This window comes from Vibrio sp. T20 (assembly GCF_007858795.1).
In the GTDB taxonomy this organism is placed as follows: Bacteria; Pseudomonadota; Gammaproteobacteria; order Enterobacterales; family Vibrionaceae; genus Vibrio; species Vibrio satsumensis.
The window spans coordinates 118,768-141,007 of the sequence record NZ_VFEB01000138.1 but is presented as its reverse complement, the minus strand read 5'-3'; the positions used below and the strand labels follow the sequence as shown (position 1 = coordinate 141,007).

The window sequence follows — 22,240 nt, the reverse complement described above, 5'->3', positions numbered from 1 at the left end:
ATTTCATTGATCCAAGCCAATTTAACTCACAATGTTTTAAAGCCGAATTTGAGCGCTAGCAAATAATTCAACCTGCCAATTCAGAACCACAACAACTCATCGTAATTACGATATTATCAAATCGTATTTCTGGGTAGATACCGCTCAAAACTCTTCCTATTATCCTGCCAACAAATCAATTATTAACCCAAACAGAAAGCTGACGAATATTTTTACTGCAATGTGTCAACTGCCATGGAAGAGCCCCTCGATAATTGAGGTATTACACATAATAACGACAGCGGCTAATAAAACAGGTCGAATATATTTTCGATAGCCGAATAGCCATTCAGTTTACGTCTGCCAACAAGGATTGATTTGTAATGAAGCACATTAGCTTCTTGATACCGAGAATCCGTTGTCTGGACTGCGTAGTATCACTTTAAATACCATCTAATACTTTTGTTTATTATGCGCATCAATCAACCCACATAATAAACACCTACTTTTTAAGATGTTGTTAAAGTTAAACTTCTAGGCTGCAAATTCTCTCTTCTTATTTATGTAGGTTGAGATATGAACTTTATAAAAATCGTTTTCCAGAAAATCTGGGCCATTGTGATGGTCTTGATTAAATTCTGCCTGTTTATGGCAGTGATGTTTGCTGGCGCATGGGCTCTTGCACCATTAGGCACAATCCACTCTAAAGACATCGACATGTCTCAGTTCAACAACCACCCCAATGAAATGATGATGAACTTCTTCCAGATGGAGTACTTCTCTGGTTACTTGTTCTCAGTGACAATCGCTGTGGTATTAGCCGGTGTTTACGGTATGTGGCAGTTACATGAACTGGGGGTTCATAAAGCCAAAGAGCACAAAAGCGCTCACGTACAGATCGTGTTCGCACTGTCACTTTGCGGGCTTTTCATCAACAAAACATTCTGGGTTATTGCCTTGGTGATCGCATTGGCGAATTGGAAACATATTGGTCAATCACTGAGTGATGTTATCCGTCGAGGTGTACAGCCTAAACAAGACTCCACTGCAGAGACTGTCATCAATCAAACATCACCTGAGAAACCAACGACAGAGCAATCTGTAACAGAGCCATCTGCAGCAGAACAAGTGGCAACCAAACAGTCTTCAGTAGAACAGACTCCAACAGAACCAAACACTACAGCAAAAGAGGTCGCATAATGAAAGAGATGATGATTCCATACATCCTAATTGTATGGTCACTGTTTGCGACAGGCGCACTCAAGAAGAACTTTAAAAACTACACCTGGGCTGCGATAGGCGGTGTAACGATTCTTGCGGTATTAGCGGTTATCTCTCGCTTGTGGGCACCGGTTGATTTAACTAACTCAACCACAGTAAAAGCGCCACACGCGGTAATGTCACCAGTATTTGGCCAGCAGATTGATGAAATCCATGTTGACCATAACCAAATGGTGAAAGAGAACGATGTGCTTTACACACTCGTCGACATTAACTCTGCTGCTGACAAAGCGAAGATCGAATCCGAGATTGTTAAGAAAGAAGAGCAAATTAAACAGATGACGCGAGATCTTGAGCGTGCTGAAACATCACCAGAGATCTTCAATGCTCGTGATGTTGAGAAATACGACTCTGACTTGCGTGTAATGAACGCTGAACTGAATTCACTAGTTGCCGATCTTCAAAAAGTAAATTGGGCGCAAGAGAAAAAGACGATTCGTGCAGAGTTTGATGGCCAAGTCGCTATTGTGAACATTGCCGAAGGTTCAGTAATGGGCAACATGCACCTTTACAACACCAACAAGAAGTTTTTGGAAATGCGTGTTTCTGACCAAACCTACGGATATGTTCAGAAAGGTGATTTCGCTGAGTTCTTCGTTGATGCTTACCCAGGCCATGTTTTCCGAGCAAAAGTACACAGCTTCACGACAGGTACGGGCGAAGCAGCAATTTCACCATTCCAAGGGCCACAAAGCGTTGGCCAACACGTGGTAAGAAACGGTAATGGTTTAGGTCGTACTATCGTACTTGAGATCATCGAACCAGAAGGTTTCAACATCCCAATTGGTTCAACTGGCGCGGCTTGGATCTCGGCTGAGAAGCCACACCCGTTCTGGGGCTTCATTGATGTAATCGGTGCAGCAACGGTTCGTCTACAATCTTACAAGTCATACTTAGGTGCTTGGTAATACCTAGCCGCCTATTAATACTTAAGATCTTGATAAGAGCTTAAGCTCTTAGTAAACGATTAGCTCCTGGTAAACGACTAAGTACTCAATGATGTGACGGTTATTCGCTCGCATAACTGCCACTCATGAACCTGCGACTAATTTCAAAATAAATGCCCTGAATTTCAGGGCATTTTTGTATCTATACCAAGCTTTCGTGACTAATTGATTTAGATCAAATTAAATCGTTAATACAATCATTCATTAAATTAAACATCGTAAATTCGATATATCGAAATCATATTAGCGCGTAGATAACGACCTCTCCCACCTCTATCATTTGGCTCAAGAAATCCAATTCCTGTATCCAAATATAAGGTCACTACCATGACTAATACATTCAAAAAAATGGCACTCCCTGTCGCTATCGCGAGCGCTCTACTTGCTTCTGGCTTTGCATCTGCAACACCGGTTGTAGAAGCGACATCGAAAATAGGCCAAGAACTTCAGACATCAAATGCTGCGCAATACCAGAATATTGACCTTGATGCTCGCTACAAGAGCGAGGTTCTATTCGAGCACAAATCAAACATGTTCTGGGGCAAAGGCGAGCGTATCCAAGTTGTATCTAAAACTGGTAACTCTCTGGCTTACACAGAGGAATCTGACCACGTTCATCCAACTCTAACTAAGCATGGCCGAAAAATGGACCAAGCAATCATCAAAGTAGATGACAACATTTACCTTGGTTACGGTTTTGGTCTCGATACACCGGTCATGATTGAAGGCGCTGACGGTATCATCATTGTTGATCCAGGTGAGTCGGTTGAAATGGCTCAATCGGTTAAAGAGCAGTTCCGTCAAATCACAGACAAGCCTGTTAAAGCAATCATCTACTCTCACAACCACATCGACCATATCTCTGGTGTTCGTGCATGGGTTACTGACGAAGAAGTGGCATCAGGTGAAGTAAAAATCATCGCTGAAGAAGGCCTTACCGCGGCAGTGGCTAACTGGTCTTCAAACCTAGGTACTCTATTTGGTCACCGCACTTCTTACACTGGCGCTAAGCACGTAGAAGAAGGTGAGCACGGAACAGTAAACGATGGCCTTGGTCCACGCTTCATGCAAGGTGCTATCTCGTTCATTGAACCAAACCTGCTTGTACCAAGCCAAAGCCACATCGAAATCGAAATTGCTGGCGTTAAAATGCACATTGAGAACGTGCCTTCTGAAACCAAAGATGAGCTAGTGGTTTACTTCCCAGAGCAAAAAATCCTGCACGCGGCTGAAGTACTTCAAGGCGAGAACTTCCCTAACCTTCACACAATCCGTGGTACTAAATTCCGTGACCCATCAATGTGGTTCAAAGGCATCGACGTAATGCGTAAGTTTGATACTGAGATCATGATTAACTCTCACGGTCGTCCTGTTGAAGGCAAAGAAGCGGTATCTGACGTATTAACGGCTTACCGTGATGCGATTCAATACACGCATGACCAAACTATCCGTTACATGAACAAAGGTATGACGCCAGATGAGCTAGTTGAAGTCGTTAAACTTCCGAAGCACCTTGCAGAACACCCGTGGTTAGGTGAGCACTACGGCACTGTTGCACACGCCGTGCGTCAGATTTACGTAGGTTACAACGGTTTCTTCGAAGGTGACCCATGGCAGCTAGAGCCAATGGCTTACGAGCAACGCGCTAAAGCCTTCGTAGAGGTCATGGGCGGTCGTGACAACATCCTTACGACTGCACAAGCAGCAATTAAGGCAGAAAATTACACATTTGCAGCAGAAATTCTTTCTTACCCGATCACGGTAAACAAGCAAGATATGGAAGCTCGCGAAATGAAAGCACAAGCTTACAAAGCATGGGCTGCTGACCAAGTGAACATCAACTGGCGTAACTGGGCACTTAACGCTGCTGCTGAACTTGAGAACAAGCGTGACTTCTCTAATATGATCAGCTTCGCTTCTGTTGACGTTCTTACTGCGCTACCAAGCAAGCAGATCTTCGACATGATGACCTCAACGCTTATCGCAGAAAACTCGTTAGACGTAAACATGATGCTAACGTACAACTTCTCTGATACGAACGAAGCATTCACTATCGAAATCCGTAACGGTATTGCTCAGTTACACGAAGAAGCAGTGAAAGGTGCAGACGTTCAAATCGACACTACTCGTGCCGTACTGAACCAAATATTGATTGCGGGTCCAAACGCTCAACAAGTGATTGGTACTAACCTACAGTCTGGTGCATTCAAGTTCTCGAATGGCGACATCAAAGGCTTCGGTCAATTCATGAGCTACTTCGATAAGCCAATGACTCCAGAAGAGATCATGCTCATCGTTCGCTAATAATCAAAGGCTGCTAAGGATGGCGAGTCGATAACTTAGGGACCCATTGTGGTCCCTTTATCGTTTATTTATTGCAACCTTAACTCAACGATCTAGGTCTATTGTTGGAGTAAGGAAACTGCCCTGCTTCTTTTAAGGTTCACACATGCTAAAACGTTTTGTTCTTTTGCTTTCACTCAGTTCTTCTCTGGTATTAGCTTGCGGCTTACACCAAGAAACCGGATTTAGTTTAGTGACAGAGCCCGGTTCACTGGAGGTATTTGGCAATGTCATCACAGCAAGGCAATATGACGAGTTCGGAAACCTAGATAAACCGGATCATTTCAAACTGTTTTCGATAAAGTCAGCACTCGCAAAGGCGCATCCGAGTAAGATTGAATTCAACTTATTTGAAGCGATTAAAGGTCACTACAGCCAAATCAGCATTGAAAAAGGCGTGAACATTTCAGGAAGAGACACTTTGCCGACAGAGAACGATTTATTGCTTATTACAGAGCTCGACGTGTTCGATGCATTAGCGAACGGAACGATCTCTTGGGATCAAGCGACACTGAATGGATTAGTGGTAATCAATGGCCCTCAAGACAAACGAGAGCAGCTTGAAGATTGGCTTAGTGATATTTTTGAAGGGTAATAGCTTAAAGCGGGACAGATAAAAAGTCGTCAAACCCTCGGACTTCAGAACATTGAGGGTTCAACGACAAACTTAAATCAAAAAAGCGTAGGCAGCGGAATCAGTTCGAGCCCGAGTACGCCACTGATGCTCATCACCACCAGCAGAGAAACCTTGAAGACGGTCTTTGACCACTGAATGTAGTTGAGGCAATCGACCTTGCGGAACGTCACTTTGGTCCACATAAAGCAAACTGCCGCTGACACCGCTAGGTATTCATAACCCGCTTCTCCGAGCAAAAATAGCCCCAGAGCAACTGCGCCAAAAGCAACCACATACGCTTTCATGTGCTGATGTGCTTTGTCGACACCCTCTTTCACTGGTAACACAGGAATGCCTGCATCACGGTAGTCTTGAATGCGGAACATCGCGATCGCATACGAATGTGGCATCTGCCATAAACAGAACATGATGAACAACAGAACGGCTTCTAAGCTTAGGTAGTTCGTCACACCAAGGTAGCCAACGAGCGGTGGAACCGCGCCAGAAATACTGCCCACTAAGGTACCGTAAACCGAATTGCGCTTGTACCACATGGTGTAGAAAAAGACGTAGAACACATAGCCAAGCAACACCACTACCGCAGACATCGGATTAACGAATTGAAACAGCAGCGCCGTGCCTGCCAACAACATGACTAACGAATAGATAAATGCCACGTCTGTGTTGATGTTGCCCTGAACCAATTCACGGTTCTGGGTACGTTTCATTTTCTGGTCGATATCTCGGTCAAAGATGTTGTTCACCACACAACCTGATGCAATCACAAGCCCTACACCCGCTAATGTCGTCAGTAACAACATCGCACTGGCTGGTTCTGTTTTTGCAGCGAGGAAGAACCCCGCCGCAACAGAAATCAGGTTGCCGAAAATGATGCCCGGTTTGGTAATAGACAAATAACTTTTCAGCATACCCTTGCCTACAACTTCATGTTGACGTTCATGTTGTAGATGATCCATACCGAGCCAGCGATAAGGATCAATACAACAATGGCGGTAAACATCAATGACACCAAGTTCCAACGCCCATCGGACGATTTCGCTTCCATGTGCAAGAAGTACTTAAAGTGCACAAAGATCTGTACCAACGCACAACCGAACAAGATCACGTAAGTTTCAGTGCTTGGCAGCGCATGCGACCACACGATGTAGAACGGAATAATGGTTAGAATCAGTGACGCAATAAAGCCTTTCACGTAATCCGTTGCACCGCTATCTAGATGCTGTTCCATTACATCACCCCCATTAAGTACACGATGGTAAATACACAAATCCAAACAATATCAAGGAAGTGCCAGAACAAGCTCAAGCACTGGAAACGCATCGACATGTTGTCGTTCAAGCCTTTGGTTGAAAGCTGGTGATACGCCACCGCCATCCAGATAAGACCGAACGTTACGTGCAAACCGTGTGTACCAACCAAGGTAAAGAACGCAGAAAGGAACGCACTCTCTTGAGGACCATAGCTTTCTGCAATCAAGTGGTGGAATTCATACACTTCCATACAGATAAAGGCTAAGCCCAATACGAAAGTGACTTTTATCCATCGCTTCAGTCCGGTAACGTCTTTGCGCTTCATCGCAATCATGCCAAAGCCAAAGGTGATACTACTGAACAACAGCATCATGGTTTCGACAAACACGAACGGCAGTTCAAAGATGTCTTTGCCTGTAGGCCCTGCGATTGATCCACTCTCAAGCACGGCATAAGTCGCGAAAAGCGTGGCAAACAGGACACAGTCACTCATCAAGTAAACCCAGAAGCCAAACAACTTGTTGCCCGCAGCTTCGTGGTGATGATCATGCAAGAGTGCAAGATCATAAGTGTGTGACGGAGTATTAGCTTGCATACGTCGTCTCCAAATCATCTTTATTTTCGTTGTTATCACTGTCACCGTCAGCGCTGTTACCACGACCAGAATTGTCGCCTTTCACTGACTGTTTCTTCGCTTCTTCAAGCTGGGCACGTCGAGCCGCTTCAATCGCTTTGATCTCTTCAACTTCCACGTAGTAGTCCACATCGTCGTTGTAGCTGTGTTGAATACACGTCACCACGATGCCCACTAGGCTTGCCGCCGCTAGCCACCAGATGTACCAAATCATTGCGAAGCCAAATGCCAACGCCCATGCAGACACATAAATGCCTGTCGGTGTATTCTTCGGCATGTGAATACGTTCGTATTCTTCTTCCTGAGTTGGATCAAACTCACCACTTTGCTTTTGATACCAGAACGAATCGATCTCATCGCCCTTAGGAAGTTTTGCAAAGTTGTAGAACGGCGGTGGTGAAGACGTGGCCCATTCGAATGTACGTCCACCCCATGGGTCACCGGTTAGATCTCGGTTTTGGTCGCGGTCACGAACACTCACGTAAATCTGAACGAACTGACAAACAACACCCATCGCAATCACGCCCGTACCTGCAGCCGCAACCGCCAGTAGTGGGAAGAATTCAGGGTTGATGTCTTGGCTCAAACGACGCGTCATGCCCATAAAGCCCAGAGCGTAAAGCGGCAAGAACGCCATTAAGAAACCGATGATCCAGCAGTAGAATGCGCGTTTGCCCCAAAGCTCGTTCAGAGTGAAACCGGTCGTTTTCGGGAACCAGTAACCAATCGCAGCAAAACAACCGAAGACAACACCACCGATGATTACGTTGTGGAAGTGAGCAATCAGGAATACCGAGTTATGCAGAATGAAATCCGCCCCCGGAACCGCCATCAATACGCCCGTCATACCACCAACGGTAAAGGTGATTAGGAAGCCTACGGTCCACATCATTGGCGTGGTAAAGCGGATACGTCCTTTGTACATGGTGAATAGCCAGTTGAAGATCTTAACCCCGGTTGGGATAGAGATAATCATGGTCGCGATGCCGAAGAAGGCATTCACATTAGCGCCAGAACCCATGGTAAAGAAGTGATGCAGCCAAACCACAAACGCTAAAATAGTGATCACCACCGTCGCCCATACCAGCGAGGTATAACCAAACAGTTTTTTACGAGAGAAGGTTGCCGTCACTTCAGAAAACACACCAAAGATAGGCAAGATTAGGATGTACACTTCAGGGTGTCCCCAAGCCCAAATCAGGTTCACATACATCATCACGTTGCCACCGAGGTCGTTGGTGAAGAAGTGCGTGCCGATGTATCTATCCAACGTCAGTAGCGCGATGGTTACTGTTAGGATCGGGAAAGAGATGATGATCAGGATGTTGGCACACAGAGATGCCCACGTGAATACTGGCATCTTCATCATTGGCATAGACGGAGTACGCATGCGCAAAATGGTCGCAAAGAAGTTCACGCCCGTTAGCGTGGTACCTACACCGGATATTTGCAGTGCCCATATCCAATAGTCGACCCCCACTCCAGGGCTTGCCTCAATGCCGGAAAGCGGTGGATACGCCAACCAACCTGTACGGCCAAATTCACCTAAGCCCAGTGACATGTTGGTTAGGATAATACCCACCACAAACAGCCAGAAGCTCAGGTTATTCAGATAAGGGAATGCCACATCACGAGCACCGATTTGCAGTGGCACGATGATGTTCATCAAACCAATAACCAAAGGCATCGCGACGAAGAAAATCATGATCACGCCGTGAGCCGTGAAGATCTGATCGTAGTGATGTGGCGGTAAATAGCCCGTCTCACCGGCTGCAGAAAGCAATTGCTGGCTACGCATCATGACCGCATCGGCAAAGCCACGAACTAACATCACCATCGCTACAGCAATGTACATGAAGCCCAATTTTTTGTGGTCTACAGACGTAAACCATTCATTCCAAAGGTATTGCCACTTACCGGCTTTGGTTACCGCGTACACCACTAAGCTGCCCACTAGAGCGATCATGGTTAACGTGACCAAAATAATGGGTTCGTGGTAGGGAATTGAGTCTAGAGTTAATCTTCCAAACATGACGATTATCCTTGGGTTTCCGGCAAACAGTTCATTGAACCAGGGTGCTGGGTCACGACATCAGTGAATAAAAATGGTGGGATACTGGAGAACAAAGTCACAGGTTCAGCCACACTCGGCGCAGCCAATGAACGGAACTGCTCCCAATCTTCAATACGATCAGGACTTGCTTTCACTTTTTCCACCCAGTTTAAAAATGCCACTTGATCAGGCATAGCCGATGCGGTGAATTTCATCTGTGAGAACCCTTTGCCACTGTAGTTTGATGCAAAACCTTTGAAGTCACCTTCATGGTTAGCAATCAAGTTCAGCTTGGTCACCATTCCCGGCATCGCGTAGATCTGCGAACCAAGACGCGGGATAAAGAACGCGTTCATGATGTTGTCTGAAGTTAGCTTAAACGTCACCGGTACATCTTTCGGGAACGCAACATAGTTAACCGTCGCAATGTTTTGCTCCGGATAGATGAACAGCCATTTCCAGTCCAGAGAGACCACTTCGATCACCATAGGTTGCACATCACTTTCCAGAGGCTTTGAAGGCTCTAGTTCGTGTGTTGTTCGCCAAGTGATGGTGGCAAGAATCGCAATGATGATGATTGGAATCGTCCATACCACCACTTCGATCTTGGTTGAATGCGCCCAATCAGGTGCATACTCTTCTGTGGTATTACTTTCGCGGTATCGGTAAGCAAAGTAGATGGTCATCAGAATCACAGGGATGACAACAATCAGCATCAGCAAAAGAGCCGTGATAATCAGCTCTTTTTCCTGAACGCCAACGCTACCTTTTGGGTCGAGCAATGCGGAGTTACATCCTTCGAGCATCAGGACGGTTCCCACCAAACCAATCCTCGACAGATTTGCTCTCGATAAAATGCGTTTATATCTTGAAGCTTCCATTAACTTTCTCGATGGTTATCCAGCCTCAGAACGAACGCCCGAGTACTGGTTGTCATGGTCATTAGAATATTTATGTGTTGAGCATGTGAAACGACGCATCTCAAAGCGAAACTGAATTAGCCACGATTTTGAACAGTAGAACTGCCGAATTAAAACGACAGCACAGCGCAGCCGAAACATTGCCACACGGTTAAAACCACACAAAAAATATGACTTAATTGTTACACTTTGAAATACATTGTTACATTTGGCGCATTATGAGGAGTCGAAATTGAAAGCTCACCAAACAAACTTGGAAACTAACCTTCCAGTTATGAAAGTGAAACATGGGAAATAGATAGAAAACCAGCTGCACGACATAGGCGTGCTACACATGCAAAACCAACGCTGATAAGGGATGAGTAAGAATAGGGAGAGTCGGCGACCAACAATGAAGAAGCGAAGTGATGTTTGAGTACATTAGAAAGAGCGAATTAAACAAAGTGTGACGATTGTCAAATTTATGAATTCACATAGGATTTTAATGGTATTTAGAAAAGATATTGCTCCAATCAGAAACCCATTAGATATTCGAATGACACGCTGCTTATCATTGATAATAATGCCAGTTAGGTGCCGAAGAATAGTGGCAAAGATCGACCTGAAAAGCCGATTTGATGAGTATTTTGATCTGTTTCAAGTGGGTATTACTCCCCTCAAAGGAGAGGAGTAATGAACATTAAGAAGGGATTATGCTGTAGCTGTGACGACTTTCTTGCGCTGGTTTTTAGTCATTAAGTGATAAACCACAGGCACAAAGTAGAAAGAAATAAGCGTGGTTAATACCGTTCCGCCAACAATCGCGACCGCGAACGGGGGCCAAAAGCCACCACCAGCAATAATCAGTGGCATAAAGCCGCCAACCGTCGTAATCGTGGTTGAGCTAATATGCCGCGTACACGACATCACAGCTTCTACCACCGCATCCACATTACCGGATGAAGCTTGTTCATCGAGCTTTAATTCCGTCAGAATCACGATGGCAGCGTTAATCGCTAAGCCCGCGATCCCGAGCATGGCGATGATCACCGTAAAGCCAAATGGATACCCGAAGATCCACACCGAAAGCAACCCTAGGCCACCAGCTAACCCTGCCACCATGAAAATGATGCTACTCATTCGGAACGAGTTGAACGACATCACCACCACCAACACCATCAATACCACCACAACGGCGACATTCGAGATCAGGCTGTTGACTGAATTGTCACGCTCAGCCGACTCACCACCAAAACCAATCGTATAACCCGATGGCATCTCATAGCTTTCTAAGCGTTTCTGGAATTCATTAAGCACGGTTTGAGGTAAAACACCCGCTTCAATGTAACCTTCAATGGTGTTCACTCGTTGCCCGTTACGACGAGTAATCGCGCCGCGACTGGTCGTCAGTTCAAGCTCAGCCAGAGTCGAAACATTAATCCCCGTGGAATAGACATCAGAACTGATCGGCAAACGGATATTGCTTAAATGAGCTAAATTTTCACGCGCATCATCCGCAACACGAACACGGATTGGCACCGATTCACTGCCCTCAATCACTGAGCCACTTTCACGGCCTGTTAGCGTAGTTTGCAGCATGCCAGCAAACTGATTGAGTGAGATGCCGTTAAGTTTCGCGGTGTCTTCATCGACCTTCAACCATACCTTAGGCGTACCCGGCTGCAATGTTTCTCGTGTGTGAGTGACATGAGGAACACCTGCCAGAATCAGTCGAACATCTTCACCAATCGCTTTTAACGTATCGAGGTTTTCACCATACACACGCAGCTCAACCGGCGCAGTAAATGGAGGCCCTTGATTAAGCTTTCGTACCAAGATTTGTGCTTCCGGTACTTCGTTATCTAACACCTTTTGCAGCTCAGGAATCAGCGCATTGGCTTGATCAAAGTTCTCTGTTTTCACCATGGCTTGCGAGAAGTAAGGCGCGTTGTTTTGCCTTGCCTGCAAGTTGTAATAGAAAGATGGGAAATTAGCGCCCACTAGCCAATCAATGCGCTCCACTTCAGGGTAACGATGAATGATGTCATCGATTTTTTCAGAGGTATTTTTGGTCGCATAAATGCTCGCTTGCGGTGGCATGTAAACTTGAATCTCAAACATATCTCGGTCTGATGGCGGGAAGAATTGCTCAGTCAGTTGAGACATGCTCCAGTAGCCAGTAAACGGCACCAACAATACCAAAGCAATAGTGATGATTGGATGTGTGACACCAAAGCGAACAGAAGATGAGAACCAACGTGTTAATGCAGGAATTCTTAAGCCTGTCATATACCAGTGATGTTGCCCTTTCTTATCGACATCACTGAGTTGTTTCGGCAGTAACTTGGTCGCTAAACCTGCAATCAAGGTATGCGAAATCACATAAGAACCGATCAGTGAGAAAGACACAGTAATCGCGATACCACCGACAAACTCACCCGATGCACCCGGCATCAGAATGATCGGCGCAAACGCCAATACGGTGGTTAATGTTGAGCCCAGCAAAGGCACCCACAAGTGCTTCAAGGCATTCATGGTCGCTTCCGCTCTGTGCTGCCCTTTCAAACGATACGCCTGAATGGTATCAACCATTACCACCGCGTTATCCACCATGATCCCGAGCGCGACTATTAAGCCCGTCACCGACATCTGGTTGATTGGCACGCCGGTCATCTTCATAATCGACAGTGTAAGCAGCGAAGTCAGTGGCAGAGAAATCGCCACCAATATTGCAGCGCGCACACCTAAAGTCACGAACAGAACAATCAAGATCAAGCCAAAACCGATCATCAAGCTCTTGCCTAAATCGTCTAAACGAGTTTCGGTATAGCCTTGTTGATTAAACAACACGGTGACATCGATATTGCTTGGCAGCTCTTGTTGAAACTTCTCAATCAGAGCATTCGCTCGTGACGTCCAGTTATCGACTCGGAGATCAGGGTGCATTCTCGCCGCGACAATCACACCCGGCTCACCATCAATAATCGCAATCTGATCTTGTGGGGTTTTCTCGCCACGCCTCACCGATGCAATGTCTTCCATGCGGATGATGTGACCATTGCTGTCGGTCGCGATTGGGACTTGTTTAATGCGTTCAATCGAATCCAGTTCCGATTCAATCTCTAAACCAAAACGAGAATAAGCACTGACCAATTCACCCGCCGAGTTCTTAGCATCTGCCCCTTCTAGCGACTCTGCGATGTTTGAACTCGAGCGACCAAGCGCTGCAGCATCAGCCGTTCGTAGACTTATCTGGATTTCTTCTTGTGGCATCCCGTATTCATCTACGAATTCAGTGCCCGAAAGGGTTCGTAGCCGCTTAGCCAGTTCTTTGGCATAACGCCCGAGCGTTAATCGGTCAGGCTCGCCTGCACCAGACCAAGTCAGAGATGCGATGGTTGTAAAAGCGTAGGTATGGTCACTGTCGAGATCGGGAGAATGCGCACCCGCAGGTAAAATGGATTCGATGTCAGACAGTTTGTCACGCGCTTGCGACCAGACTGGTTCGGGCTCGGTAATGGTATCGTTAAGTTCAAGCGTGACAATTGATACGCTTGGCCTTGAAGTTGAGCTCACCAGCTTGACTTCACTCAGCTCACGTAGCTTGTTCTCAATCACCTCAGTAACTAAGGTTTCTACACGTTCGGCACTGGCACCGGGAAAGCTGGTTGTGATGTTTGCATAACGGTTAATGATCACTGGATCTTCTGCGCGTGGCAGCGTCATGAAGGCAGAAATACCACTCACCATGAGTAGCGCTGTCATCAAGATGAGCAATCGAGTATTGGAAATAGTCTCTATGATTTTCATACTATTTCCTATTCAGCAGTAACGCTGGCTGGCTTCACGGTTTGACCAGGAACCAAGCGATGTAAACCACTCGCGATCACGTGTTCGCCATCCTCGATTGCACCACTCACGTACGCTTGCTGATTATTGGCAAACAACACCTGAACACTGCGACGTTCAACCTTATTGTCTTCACCCACTACAAAGATGTTCCACACACCGCGCAGGCCATCAATCAAACCCGTTAATGGCACCCAATAACCTTGGTCGTCGATTTGCTCGTCAAACTTAAGATACGCAAGTTGACCTTCTAAAACAGTCGCTTGCTCAGGGAAAAGATAACGTAAAGCGACACTGCGAGATTGCGTGTCGACCATGGCACCCGGATTTAGCAGCGTCACTGCATAATCATCTCGCCCAACACGAATGCTTGGCGCAGAGAGTGAGGTCACTTTTTGCATTTGGTGAGCTGGAATACCGATAAAAGCTTCTTTGCCTTCAGAAGCGAGTAACGTAAGAGTTGGATTGCCAACATTGACCACATCACCGAGCGACACAAAACGGGTTGCGATGGTGCCCGAATACGGCGCAAGAATCGTCGATTTCACCAGTTTGAGATCGTTGCCTTTTACCGAGGCATCAATGCGCAGTAAGTTAGCTTGCAACACACGCTGCTCACTGGTTAACGAATCAATTTCCGCTTCGGCACTAAAACCTTTTGCTTTCAGTGAACGCTGACGTTTTAAGTTCGCCGCAACAAGGCTCAGTTGAGCTTTCACTTCTTCGGCTTGCGCCTTTAGTTGGCTCGATTCAGTCTGTAACAGTTGAGTGTCTAATCGAATCAGGGGCTGACCTTCGGTTACTGTGTCACCGACATCAACCAGAATCTCATTCACTTTACCCGCCAGTTCGAAACCTAAATTGGCTTGCTGACCCGCCTTAACCACACCAACATATTCACGCTGCACTGCATAAGAGGAAGACAGCGCTAAGGCCATCGTTTCTACAGTTAAAATGGTTTGGACGCTCGAAGCCGTTTGATTGGTTGAATCAACCGAATCTTGGGCTTGTTCCTTTTCGCCACATCCAACAAGAAAAGCCGATAGAGACAACGCCACCGCACTTCCCTTCATCAATTTATACATACTCACTGTTCCTATGCAGTACTCAATCATGTTCTTTTTTTAGACTAACCAAACCAAACTAGACTGTCTAGTTTGGTTATGTTAAAAATAAGTTTCATCGTTAATGATTGATAAAACCATCACAAAAAGCATAATGCTTAGCGCAGAACCCAGTGTATTAAGCTGAGCAACACCAAGTACCAAGCAAGTAACGAGAAGCAGCACGTGACTAAAATCATCAAGAGTGAACAGAAGAGATCGCAGATCTTAACCGCAGCAAGCCAGCTTTTCTCTGAACATGGCTTCAAGATCAATATGGATCAGATAGCCAAAGCGGCGAACGTTTCCAAGCAAACGGTCTACTCTCACTTTAAAAACAAAGACGAACTTTTCGAAACCTGCATGCAAACCAAGTGTGCAGAGCGCGAACTTAGCCCTGCAGCCTTTGATATGAATGCGGCGGTGGGTGATGAGTTGGTGAAATTTGGTGTGAAGTTTCAGGATTTGCTGCTTGATGAGCAGTCACGACAAACCTTTCAGAACGCGGTGAGTCAATCCAACACGCACCCAGAGATCGCCTCTATCTATTTAGAAAGTGGCCCTCAAAAAACGACCAAATTGCTCGCCGATTACCTGCAATCAAAAATAGATTCTGGTGACCTTACTCTGTCGACGTCTAGCTCACCGATCATTGCAGCTCGTCAACTGCTGCTGATGTTTCATGGCAAATCAGCCTATTGGTCGTTCTTCGGTCACGATAGCGGCGAGTCAGAAGAAGAAAGGCTCCACTACACCCGTGAATGTGTCGCGCTCTTCTTGAACGGCAACCAGCCTCGTTAATAGCTCATAGCTCATAGTTAAGTTTCTCATAGCACTTAGTCCGCATTCTGGGCTGATTCAAGAAGCAGTTCATAGAAACGTTTTGCGGCTGGGCCTGTCTTGGCACCTTTCGGCAGAGTCAGATGCAAAGGCACTTGATAGCCGCTGCCGTTTTCTACATTCAATACCGCAAGCTTGTCACTTCCTCGGCTATCGACAATATGTTTAGGTAGTCTGCAATACCCCACACCCTGCTCTACCGCACCAAAGGCATGGTCGAAATTATCGACCGTAATACGCTGACTCGACTTCAACCAACCCACATCCTTTTTCTCGCCCAGCTTTTTACTGCCTTGACTACCTTGAGCACCTAAATCTCTCACCACAATTTGTGGCAGCGACGACAGCTGATTGAGCGATATGGATGACACGTTAGCCAACGGGTGCGAGCTTGCTACAACGGGTTCCATTATAGTGAACCCAAAGGCTTCGGCCGAGTGGTTGGTAATTGGCAGATTAATGATGGCAACATCGGCTCGTTCTTGAGTCACCATTTCCGTCGTCTTCGACAGTGATGTTTCAACCACTTGTATCGACGTACTGTTGTTCTCTGCCATAAACGCAGCCATCGGCTTATAAAGACGCTCAAGACAGCACAAATGATCAACCGCAACCACGATTTCAGATTCGACTCCCTTTGCCAACTGCTCACTGATCAGCTCTAATTCTCGCGCTTGTTCCAGCATGCTGCTCGCCCTGCGCAATAAGGCTTTGCCGTCCTCCGAGAGCACAGCTCTACGTCCTTCAACCTGAATCAAAGACACACCCAACTGGTCTTCCAATTTTCTCAACGCATAGATCAGCGTGGTGTGACTCTTATTCAATTGCAATGCCGCCGCCTGAATGCTGCCAGCGCGGTCTATCTCATAGAGTGTTTGCCATTGGTCAAGGGTGGTCTTTAATCTCATTGGTCTAAAATCCTGACAGTTAATGACAATATTATGAACTTTTCTGTCTTTTTTTTACAGGTAATATAAATCTCAACAACAAACGAGAATGGCTTGTTTGTCTTAAACACCTATTTTTGAGCGGATTTTGTTAAACGGAATTTGCTAAACGGAGAAGCACCATGAAACTACTACAAGTTGATTTTGAATTTTCAGGCCCTTTCGGTGAAGAGATGTCGAACGCACTCGTTGAACTAGCCCGGTCCATCAACAATGAACCAGGCATGATCTGGAAAATCTGGACAGAAAACCAAGCCGAAAAACTGGGCGGTGGTATCTACCTTTTCGAAGACCAACTCAGTGCAGAAAATTACCTAACAATGCATGCCGCTCGCTTAAAAGAGATGGGCGTTGATGAAGTTCGCGGCGTGATTTTTGACGTCAATCAGCCATTAACTACCATTAACAAAGGCCCAATCAACGGCTAATGAAATGAATAAAGAATTAGCGAAAGGCACGAGATAGAGAGATAACAAATGAACAATAAAACGTTTTTAAGCCTACACGGCATCATTTACGCAGGGTTTGCCTTAGCGTTGTTTTTCCTACCAACGGTCATGTGGCCTATGTACGGCGTGGAAATTAATGACAAGTACGCTTATTTTCTCTCTCAACACACCAGTATCTTCCTTGGTGGTATTGCAGCGATAACATGGTTACTGCGAGATATTGAAGCAGGAATCAGTGCCAAAAAACTCATCCAAGGTTTGGTTGTCACCAATATGCTGGGTGCGATCATCACACTGTATGCTGCTTTTACGGGTATCTTTGTTGGCTTTGGTTGGAGCGACCCAGCGTTCTTCCTTTCACTATCAGTACTGAGCGTATTGCAAGTGCGTAAGCAAGACTAACTCTCAGATAATTAAAAAGGCACAGAGAAATTCATCCTCTGTGCCTTATCAATCACTCTCACCAATAACAGCGATCGGTTTATTGGGTATGTTCCACAACGATCAGCTCATCGGTATTGAACCCACGATCTTTCGACATCGCTTTAAACTTCTCCATCACTTCTGGTGCGACTTCAGGAGTTCTTGCTAGTAGCCATAAGTAATCAGTGTCTGGCCCAGAAACGAACGCGTATTGGTATCCTTCCTCTTCCAATTCAAACACCACATAGGCACCATAAAACGGACCGAAGAACGACACTTTTAAGTAACCTTGGTCGCTACCTTCAACAAAGTACGCTTTGCCTTCAGCCTCATTCCATTCGCCCTCTTCAGCCGAATAGCCGCGGTTAATCACTTTCACGCCGCCATCGTCGCGTAGGCTGTATTCAGCGCTCACATTACTTAAGCCGCGTTCAAACGAGTGGTCTAAGCGAGCCACTTCGTACCATTTCCCTAAATATCGATCCAATTCAAACTGCTGAACTGGCTTGACGGTTTCTGGCATGCCAACGCATCCGCCCAATAAAATCACACTCAGCAGCAAAAGTATTTTCTTCATCCTAACCTCGACTTGTTTTAATCGTAATACGAGTAAGTCATTTGAGTCTTAACTTACGTCCTTGTTAATACGTGAACCCCATTAGCATGGTTCATATAACATTAAATTATTCAGACGTTTATAGAAATCGTTTCGTTGGTGAATAAATCAAAGTCGCTTCATTGACTCTCGATATTGAGTAGGAGTCACCTGCTTATAAGATTTGAACTGGCGATTGAAGTTAGCTTGGTTGTCATAACCGACTTTTTCCATAATCAGATTCACAGGCAGAGGTGTATTTAGCAGTAAATCACACGCCACATTTAATCTAATTTTCTTCAACCGCTGACTGAAGCTCTCGTTGTAGTGCTTTTGAAACAGGCGCCTGACGCTACTTTCACTAACATACAAATGGCTAGCTAAGTCATTTACTGAAATATCGTGGATAAAATGATTCATCAGAAAGGCTTCGACCTTATCTAGTTTGTCGCTGACTTCGTCTTCTTCAACCGAGTTAAAAGTTGGGTTAATTAACTGCACGACTTCTTGGTCATCAATCAGCAAAGCAAACAGAGAGAATAGAGTCAGTAGCTGTTGATGAGGAGGCTGATCCATCACCTTATCTAGCAGTTTTGTTGCCCTCTCAGCGGTATTAAGGGAAAACTGCAATCCTTTCTTTGAGTCTTCTAGCAGTGTACGTAACGGTTCAAGTTCACGACAGCACGCAATCAACGGCTCAATCCAATCTTTACGAAACCAAATCACATGGGTTTCGCAAACACGTGAGTCATCAGTGCTCTCATCCGAATAAATGGCATGAGGCAAGTCTGGACCAACCAAAATCATATGGTTATGAAACACATCGCTTTGGTGGTGCCCAATAAAACTGTGCCCCGAGAAGTAACGATGAATCGCTATCTCATACTCTTCATGTCGGTGCCAACCATAGCTCTTACAGCCTTCTACTATTTTCTTATACCGCCATGACGCACCAATCCGCTGCGGCACCTTTTCTAAGTAACCTTTCATTACGACACTCAATGACCCTTTAATACTGAAAGTATACCCATCAAACCACTCAAATAAGCACTTTGACTGAAAAGTATTGGACATTGCGCTAACGATACTCATCCGGTGGTCACCGCTAAATATACTGCAGGTGAACTTAATCAGGAGAGCAACTATGGACACTTTATTATTAAAAATACGCTATATGATTCATGCAACACGTCAGCAGTGGATCGGAGAAATCACCTACAGCCACAATATTAAAGGTGATCACACGTGGAAACTCTATGGCTACAACTCTTATGACGAATACAAAAAAGATCTGCGTAAAAGCCTGAGGCAAGAGTCGTAATCAAAGGCTCATTCAAACGACAGCTTGTTGATTAAATACCGTTTTTATTTGTCATTCATGTAGAGTTTCCCACTGACCACCCGCTTTCTATACTTATTACACAGTGGAACATGGAAGACACAATAATGAACAACAAGCTCACCCTGCCACACACTGCATTGGCCATCTTAATCACAGGTCTAAGTGCTGTATCACCGGCTCTTGCACAAGCCAACGCAGCCAATCAAGACCAAGCGGCTGACCAAATCTTCACTAATGCCGATATATACGGGCATCGAGAGTCAGACTCGATCGTTACCCATAACGGCAAGATCATATTCATTGGCGACCACGAGCAGGCGCAGACTTTTAAAGGGCTGAATACCGATGTCATAGACTTGGAAAATGCCTTTGTACTACCGGGCTTCATTGACAATCATAACCATGTTTTTGAAGCCGCCTCTGAACTGGGTGGTAATTGCGAACTGGATTCGGAAGCCACACTCGAAGAGCAAATCCCTTACTTAGAAGCGTGTAAAATCAATGCCGAAACCAATGGTCGAGGTTGGCTGATGGGTTATGGCTTTTCTCTGGAGTCTACACTCGACAGCGATTCGGAATACACACCACTTGAGATCATCGATAGTGTCTTTCCCGACCGACCTGTCGTGATCATGGAGCAGACTTCACACTCAATGTGGGTTAACTCAAAAGCACTAAAAATCGCCCGAATTAGTCCGCAATCGTCAGATCCACAAGGCGGCGCCTATTTAAAAGACCAAGACAGCGGCAAGCTCAATGGCATCTTATTGGATAATGCTGGCGACCAAATTATGGAGATGGCGTGGAACAGCCAAAGCGAACTGTTTGAGCAAAGCTACCAAGGCTTAATGTACGGACTTGAAGAAGCGGCAGCACACGGTATCACCACCATAGGTGACGGTCGACTGTACTGGAAACGCGGTTGGTATGATGTTTGGCTCGAAGCGGAGCAAAACCAGGATTTGACTGCTCGCGTGTCATTACGCCCTTGGGTTTACCCATCAATGGCAATGCCCTCTCAATTAGAAGTGTTTGAGAAGATGTATTCCGATGACAAAAACCGTCTACTGCTGGTCGATCAAGTGAAAATGTACAGCGATGGCATCTTTATCAATGGCACGGCAAAAACGCTCGCTCCTTACTTAGATACTTACTTACCAAACTCTCCTAATGGCTTGAACTACATTCCACCAGCACAGATGAAACAGTGGTTAACGGCCCTAGAAAAAATCGGCTTTAGTGCCCACATACATGCCATTGGTGACGGCGCGGTTCGAGAGTCTTTAGATGCCATCGAGAGCGTACGTAAACAAGGTTCACAAAAGCCATACACGCTAACCCACGTTGAATTAATCAATGATGAGGACGTTCCACGCTTTAAACAACTCGATGTTTCGGCGGACTTCCAGGTCGGGTCAGACTACGTAGCACAGCACGATCACGAATGGGCTAATGCCTTCTTAGGTGCGAGACGCGCAAAAGCCATGATGAACCTCGACGCAATACTCAAAACCGATGCCAATATCACATTGAGCAGTGATTGGAATGTGCACGACATCAACCCACTGGTGGGCATTGCTAATAGCTTGATCATGGGCAAAACCGGTCTAACCGATATATACACAGCCATCGACGCTTACACGCTCAACGCAGCTAAAAGTCTAGGAATTCACGATATAACGGGAACGATTGAGGTAGGCAAGTCAGCGGACTTCGCCATTCTCGACCGTGACATCACCACTTTATCAGCAAGAGGCATTGCCAAAACGCAGGTGTTGATGACCATATTACGTGGAGATGTGGTTTACGATGTCTCTAACTAAAGAGGTAACGTAAAAATTTAAATATAATAATTTGTCAAAAGGGTTGGTATTTAGTACCAACCCTTTTTTCATTTAATACTAAATTAGAATAATCAAATGAATATGGGTCAGATTATTAATATAAAAATCCGCTCAAACTTTCACACGATTAAATAGTGTAAAAATTAACAAGTCGCTCACTGTAACCAAAGTTAGCGGGTGTGTGATTAATTTCCACTATAATATTCCCAGACAGTTCTCCATCTGTTTTATACACTGGACATGATGCAATATCGGATAAGTATGACTCTTCTGTTGGAGCGCTGAAGTAATAAATTTTTTGTAGATTACATTCACCTACCTTCATTCCCAACGCTTCAACTTCAGAACGCTGACGGTAGTAATGAGGACCGATATCAAGAAGATACTCAGGACTATGTGTATAGATCTCGCTAGTGTAGCGCTCGGTAAACTCACTCTCCGCAATAAAGTGTTCATTTTCCATGCTGTAAAGCACATTCAGGTGCCAGTAGATCAACTCAGATTCATCACTTGTTGATACTCCCGGCTTGGAGTAAACACACTGGATCTGGCTATGGGGAACTTCAAAGCTCTGATTAGATTGGACATTGTTACGAAGGGCCTTGATACCACAGCGATGCATCGTAAAGCCATCTTGCTTCATCGATTCAGCCACTTGATTCATCGATTGGTATTGAACGTAGACACCTTCAGGCGATTCACCGGTGATAACGTTACTATTATCAGCATAAGCAAACGGACTTAGGCAGGCAGTTACAGACACTAACGCTATTGTTTTTTTCATTATTATTTTTCCTTTTTGATTGGCGGCAGGAAAATAACCCA

The 22,240-nt window shown here is 45.5% G+C and carries 20 protein-coding genes; 9 read left to right on the top strand and 11 right to left on the bottom strand.

The window, feature by feature from the left end:
* Nucleotides 1-555 precede the first annotated feature (555 nt).
* The 4 genes from FTW16_RS16095 (at nt 556) to FTW16_RS16080 (ending at nt 5,145) form a co-directional block, all read left to right on the top strand.
* Nucleotides 556-1,179, top strand: a complete 624-nt coding sequence (locus tag FTW16_RS16095) for a magnesium transporter (protein ID WP_146491817.1) — start codon at nt 556-558, stop codon at nt 1,177-1,179.
* Nucleotides 1,179-2,168 carry an efflux RND transporter periplasmic adaptor subunit gene (locus FTW16_RS16090; protein ID WP_086712242.1) on the top strand — a complete coding sequence of 330 codons (990 nt, stop codon included), beginning with the start codon at nt 1,179-1,181 and terminating at the stop codon, nt 2,166-2,168. The genes FTW16_RS16095 and FTW16_RS16090 overlap by 1 nt, the downstream gene beginning before the upstream one ends.
* 366 nt (nt 2,169-2,534) lie before the next feature.
* A complete protein-coding gene (locus FTW16_RS16085) occupies nt 2,535-4,511 on the top strand; it encodes an alkyl sulfatase dimerization domain-containing protein (RefSeq protein WP_146491816.1) in 1,977 nt (658 codons plus the stop codon).
* A gap of 145 nt (nt 4,512-4,656) precedes the next feature.
* On the top strand, nt 4,657-5,145 hold the full coding sequence (locus FTW16_RS16080; protein ID WP_146491815.1) for a hypothetical protein: 489 nt from the start codon (nt 4,657-4,659) through the stop codon (nt 5,143-5,145).
* 77 nt (nt 5,146-5,222) lie between these two features.
* Here FTW16_RS16080 and cyoE read toward each other — a convergent pair whose 3' ends face one another.
* The 7 genes from cyoE to FTW16_RS16045 form a co-directional block, all read right to left on the bottom strand.
* Complete coding sequence (cyoE, locus tag FTW16_RS16075) at nt 5,223-6,095, bottom strand: heme o synthase (protein WP_145575656.1); 873 nt, start codon at nt 6,093-6,095, stop codon at nt 5,223-5,225.
* 8 nt (nt 6,096-6,103) lie between these two features.
* Nucleotides 6,104-6,415 (bottom strand): cytochrome o ubiquinol oxidase subunit IV, encoded by a 312-nt coding sequence (cyoD, locus tag FTW16_RS16070; protein WP_010439794.1) that lies wholly within the window; start codon nt 6,413-6,415, stop codon nt 6,104-6,106.
* On the bottom strand, nt 6,415-7,032 hold the full coding sequence (gene cyoC / locus FTW16_RS16065) for a cytochrome o ubiquinol oxidase subunit III (RefSeq protein ID WP_146491813.1): 618 nt from the start codon (nt 7,030-7,032) through the stop codon (nt 6,415-6,417). The genes cyoD and cyoC overlap by 1 nt, the downstream gene beginning before the upstream one ends.
* Complete coding sequence (cyoB, locus tag FTW16_RS16060) at nt 7,022-9,103, bottom strand: cytochrome o ubiquinol oxidase subunit I (protein WP_146491812.1); 2,082 nt, start codon at nt 9,101-9,103, stop codon at nt 7,022-7,024. The genes cyoC and cyoB overlap by 11 nt, the downstream gene beginning before the upstream one ends.
* 5 nt (nt 9,104-9,108) lie before the next feature.
* Entirely contained in the window at nt 9,109-10,005 is an 897-nt protein-coding gene (cyoA, locus tag FTW16_RS16055; protein ID WP_080968015.1) for a ubiquinol oxidase subunit II, read from the bottom strand.
* A gap of 729 nt (nt 10,006-10,734) precedes the next feature.
* A complete protein-coding gene (locus FTW16_RS16050; protein ID WP_146491811.1) occupies nt 10,735-13,833 on the bottom strand; it encodes an efflux RND transporter permease subunit in 3,099 nt (1,032 codons plus the stop codon).
* A gap of 8 nt (nt 13,834-13,841) precedes the next feature.
* Nucleotides 13,842-14,957, bottom strand: a complete 1,116-nt coding sequence (locus tag FTW16_RS16045) for an efflux RND transporter periplasmic adaptor subunit (protein ID WP_146491810.1) — start codon at nt 14,955-14,957, stop codon at nt 13,842-13,844.
* 204 nt (nt 14,958-15,161) lie between these two features.
* Here FTW16_RS16045 and FTW16_RS16040 point away from each other — a divergent pair, with 204 nt between their 5' ends.
* A complete protein-coding gene (locus FTW16_RS16040) occupies nt 15,162-15,776 on the top strand; it encodes a TetR/AcrR family transcriptional regulator (protein WP_146491809.1) in 615 nt (204 codons plus the stop codon).
* 35 nt (nt 15,777-15,811) lie between these two features.
* On the opposite strand, the gene FTW16_RS16035 is transcribed toward FTW16_RS16040, so the two are convergent.
* Nucleotides 15,812-16,723 carry a LysR family transcriptional regulator gene (locus FTW16_RS16035; RefSeq protein ID WP_146491808.1) on the bottom strand — a complete coding sequence of 304 codons (912 nt, stop codon included), beginning with the start codon at nt 16,721-16,723 and terminating at the stop codon, nt 15,812-15,814.
* A gap of 161 nt (nt 16,724-16,884) precedes the next feature.
* Between FTW16_RS16035 and FTW16_RS16030 the strand changes: the two genes are divergently transcribed.
* A complete protein-coding gene (locus FTW16_RS16030) occupies nt 16,885-17,190 on the top strand; it encodes a monooxygenase (protein ID WP_146491807.1) in 306 nt (101 codons plus the stop codon).
* 48 nt (nt 17,191-17,238) lie between these two features.
* Entirely contained in the window at nt 17,239-17,613 is a 375-nt protein-coding gene (locus FTW16_RS16025) for a hypothetical protein (protein ID WP_146491806.1), read from the top strand.
* A 79-nt stretch (nt 17,614-17,692) separates the two neighbouring features.
* Here FTW16_RS16025 and FTW16_RS16020 read toward each other — a convergent pair whose 3' ends face one another.
* Nucleotides 17,693-18,211: a lipocalin family protein gene (locus tag FTW16_RS16020; protein ID WP_146491805.1), complete on the bottom strand. Its 519-nt coding sequence runs from the start codon at nt 18,209-18,211 to the stop codon at nt 17,693-17,695.
* Between the two features lie 147 nt (nt 18,212-18,358).
* On the bottom strand, nt 18,359-19,321 hold the full coding sequence (locus FTW16_RS16015; RefSeq protein WP_146491804.1) for a helix-turn-helix domain-containing protein: 963 nt from the start codon (nt 19,319-19,321) through the stop codon (nt 18,359-18,361).
* Between the two features lie 52 nt (nt 19,322-19,373).
* On the opposite strand from FTW16_RS16015, the gene FTW16_RS24555 reads away from it, so the two are divergent.
* Entirely contained in the window at nt 19,374-19,550 is a 177-nt protein-coding gene (locus tag FTW16_RS24555; protein ID WP_186728082.1) for a hypothetical protein, read from the top strand.
* A gap of 125 nt (nt 19,551-19,675) precedes the next feature.
* Nucleotides 19,676-21,394: an amidohydrolase gene (locus FTW16_RS16010; protein WP_146491803.1), complete on the top strand. Its 1,719-nt coding sequence runs from the start codon at nt 19,676-19,678 to the stop codon at nt 21,392-21,394.
* Between the two features lie 148 nt (nt 21,395-21,542).
* Here FTW16_RS16010 and FTW16_RS16005 read toward each other — a convergent pair whose 3' ends face one another.
* Nucleotides 21,543-22,199, bottom strand: a complete 657-nt coding sequence (locus FTW16_RS16005; protein ID WP_146491802.1) for a hypothetical protein — start codon at nt 22,197-22,199, stop codon at nt 21,543-21,545.
* Between the last annotated feature and the right edge of the window lie 41 nt (nt 22,200-22,240).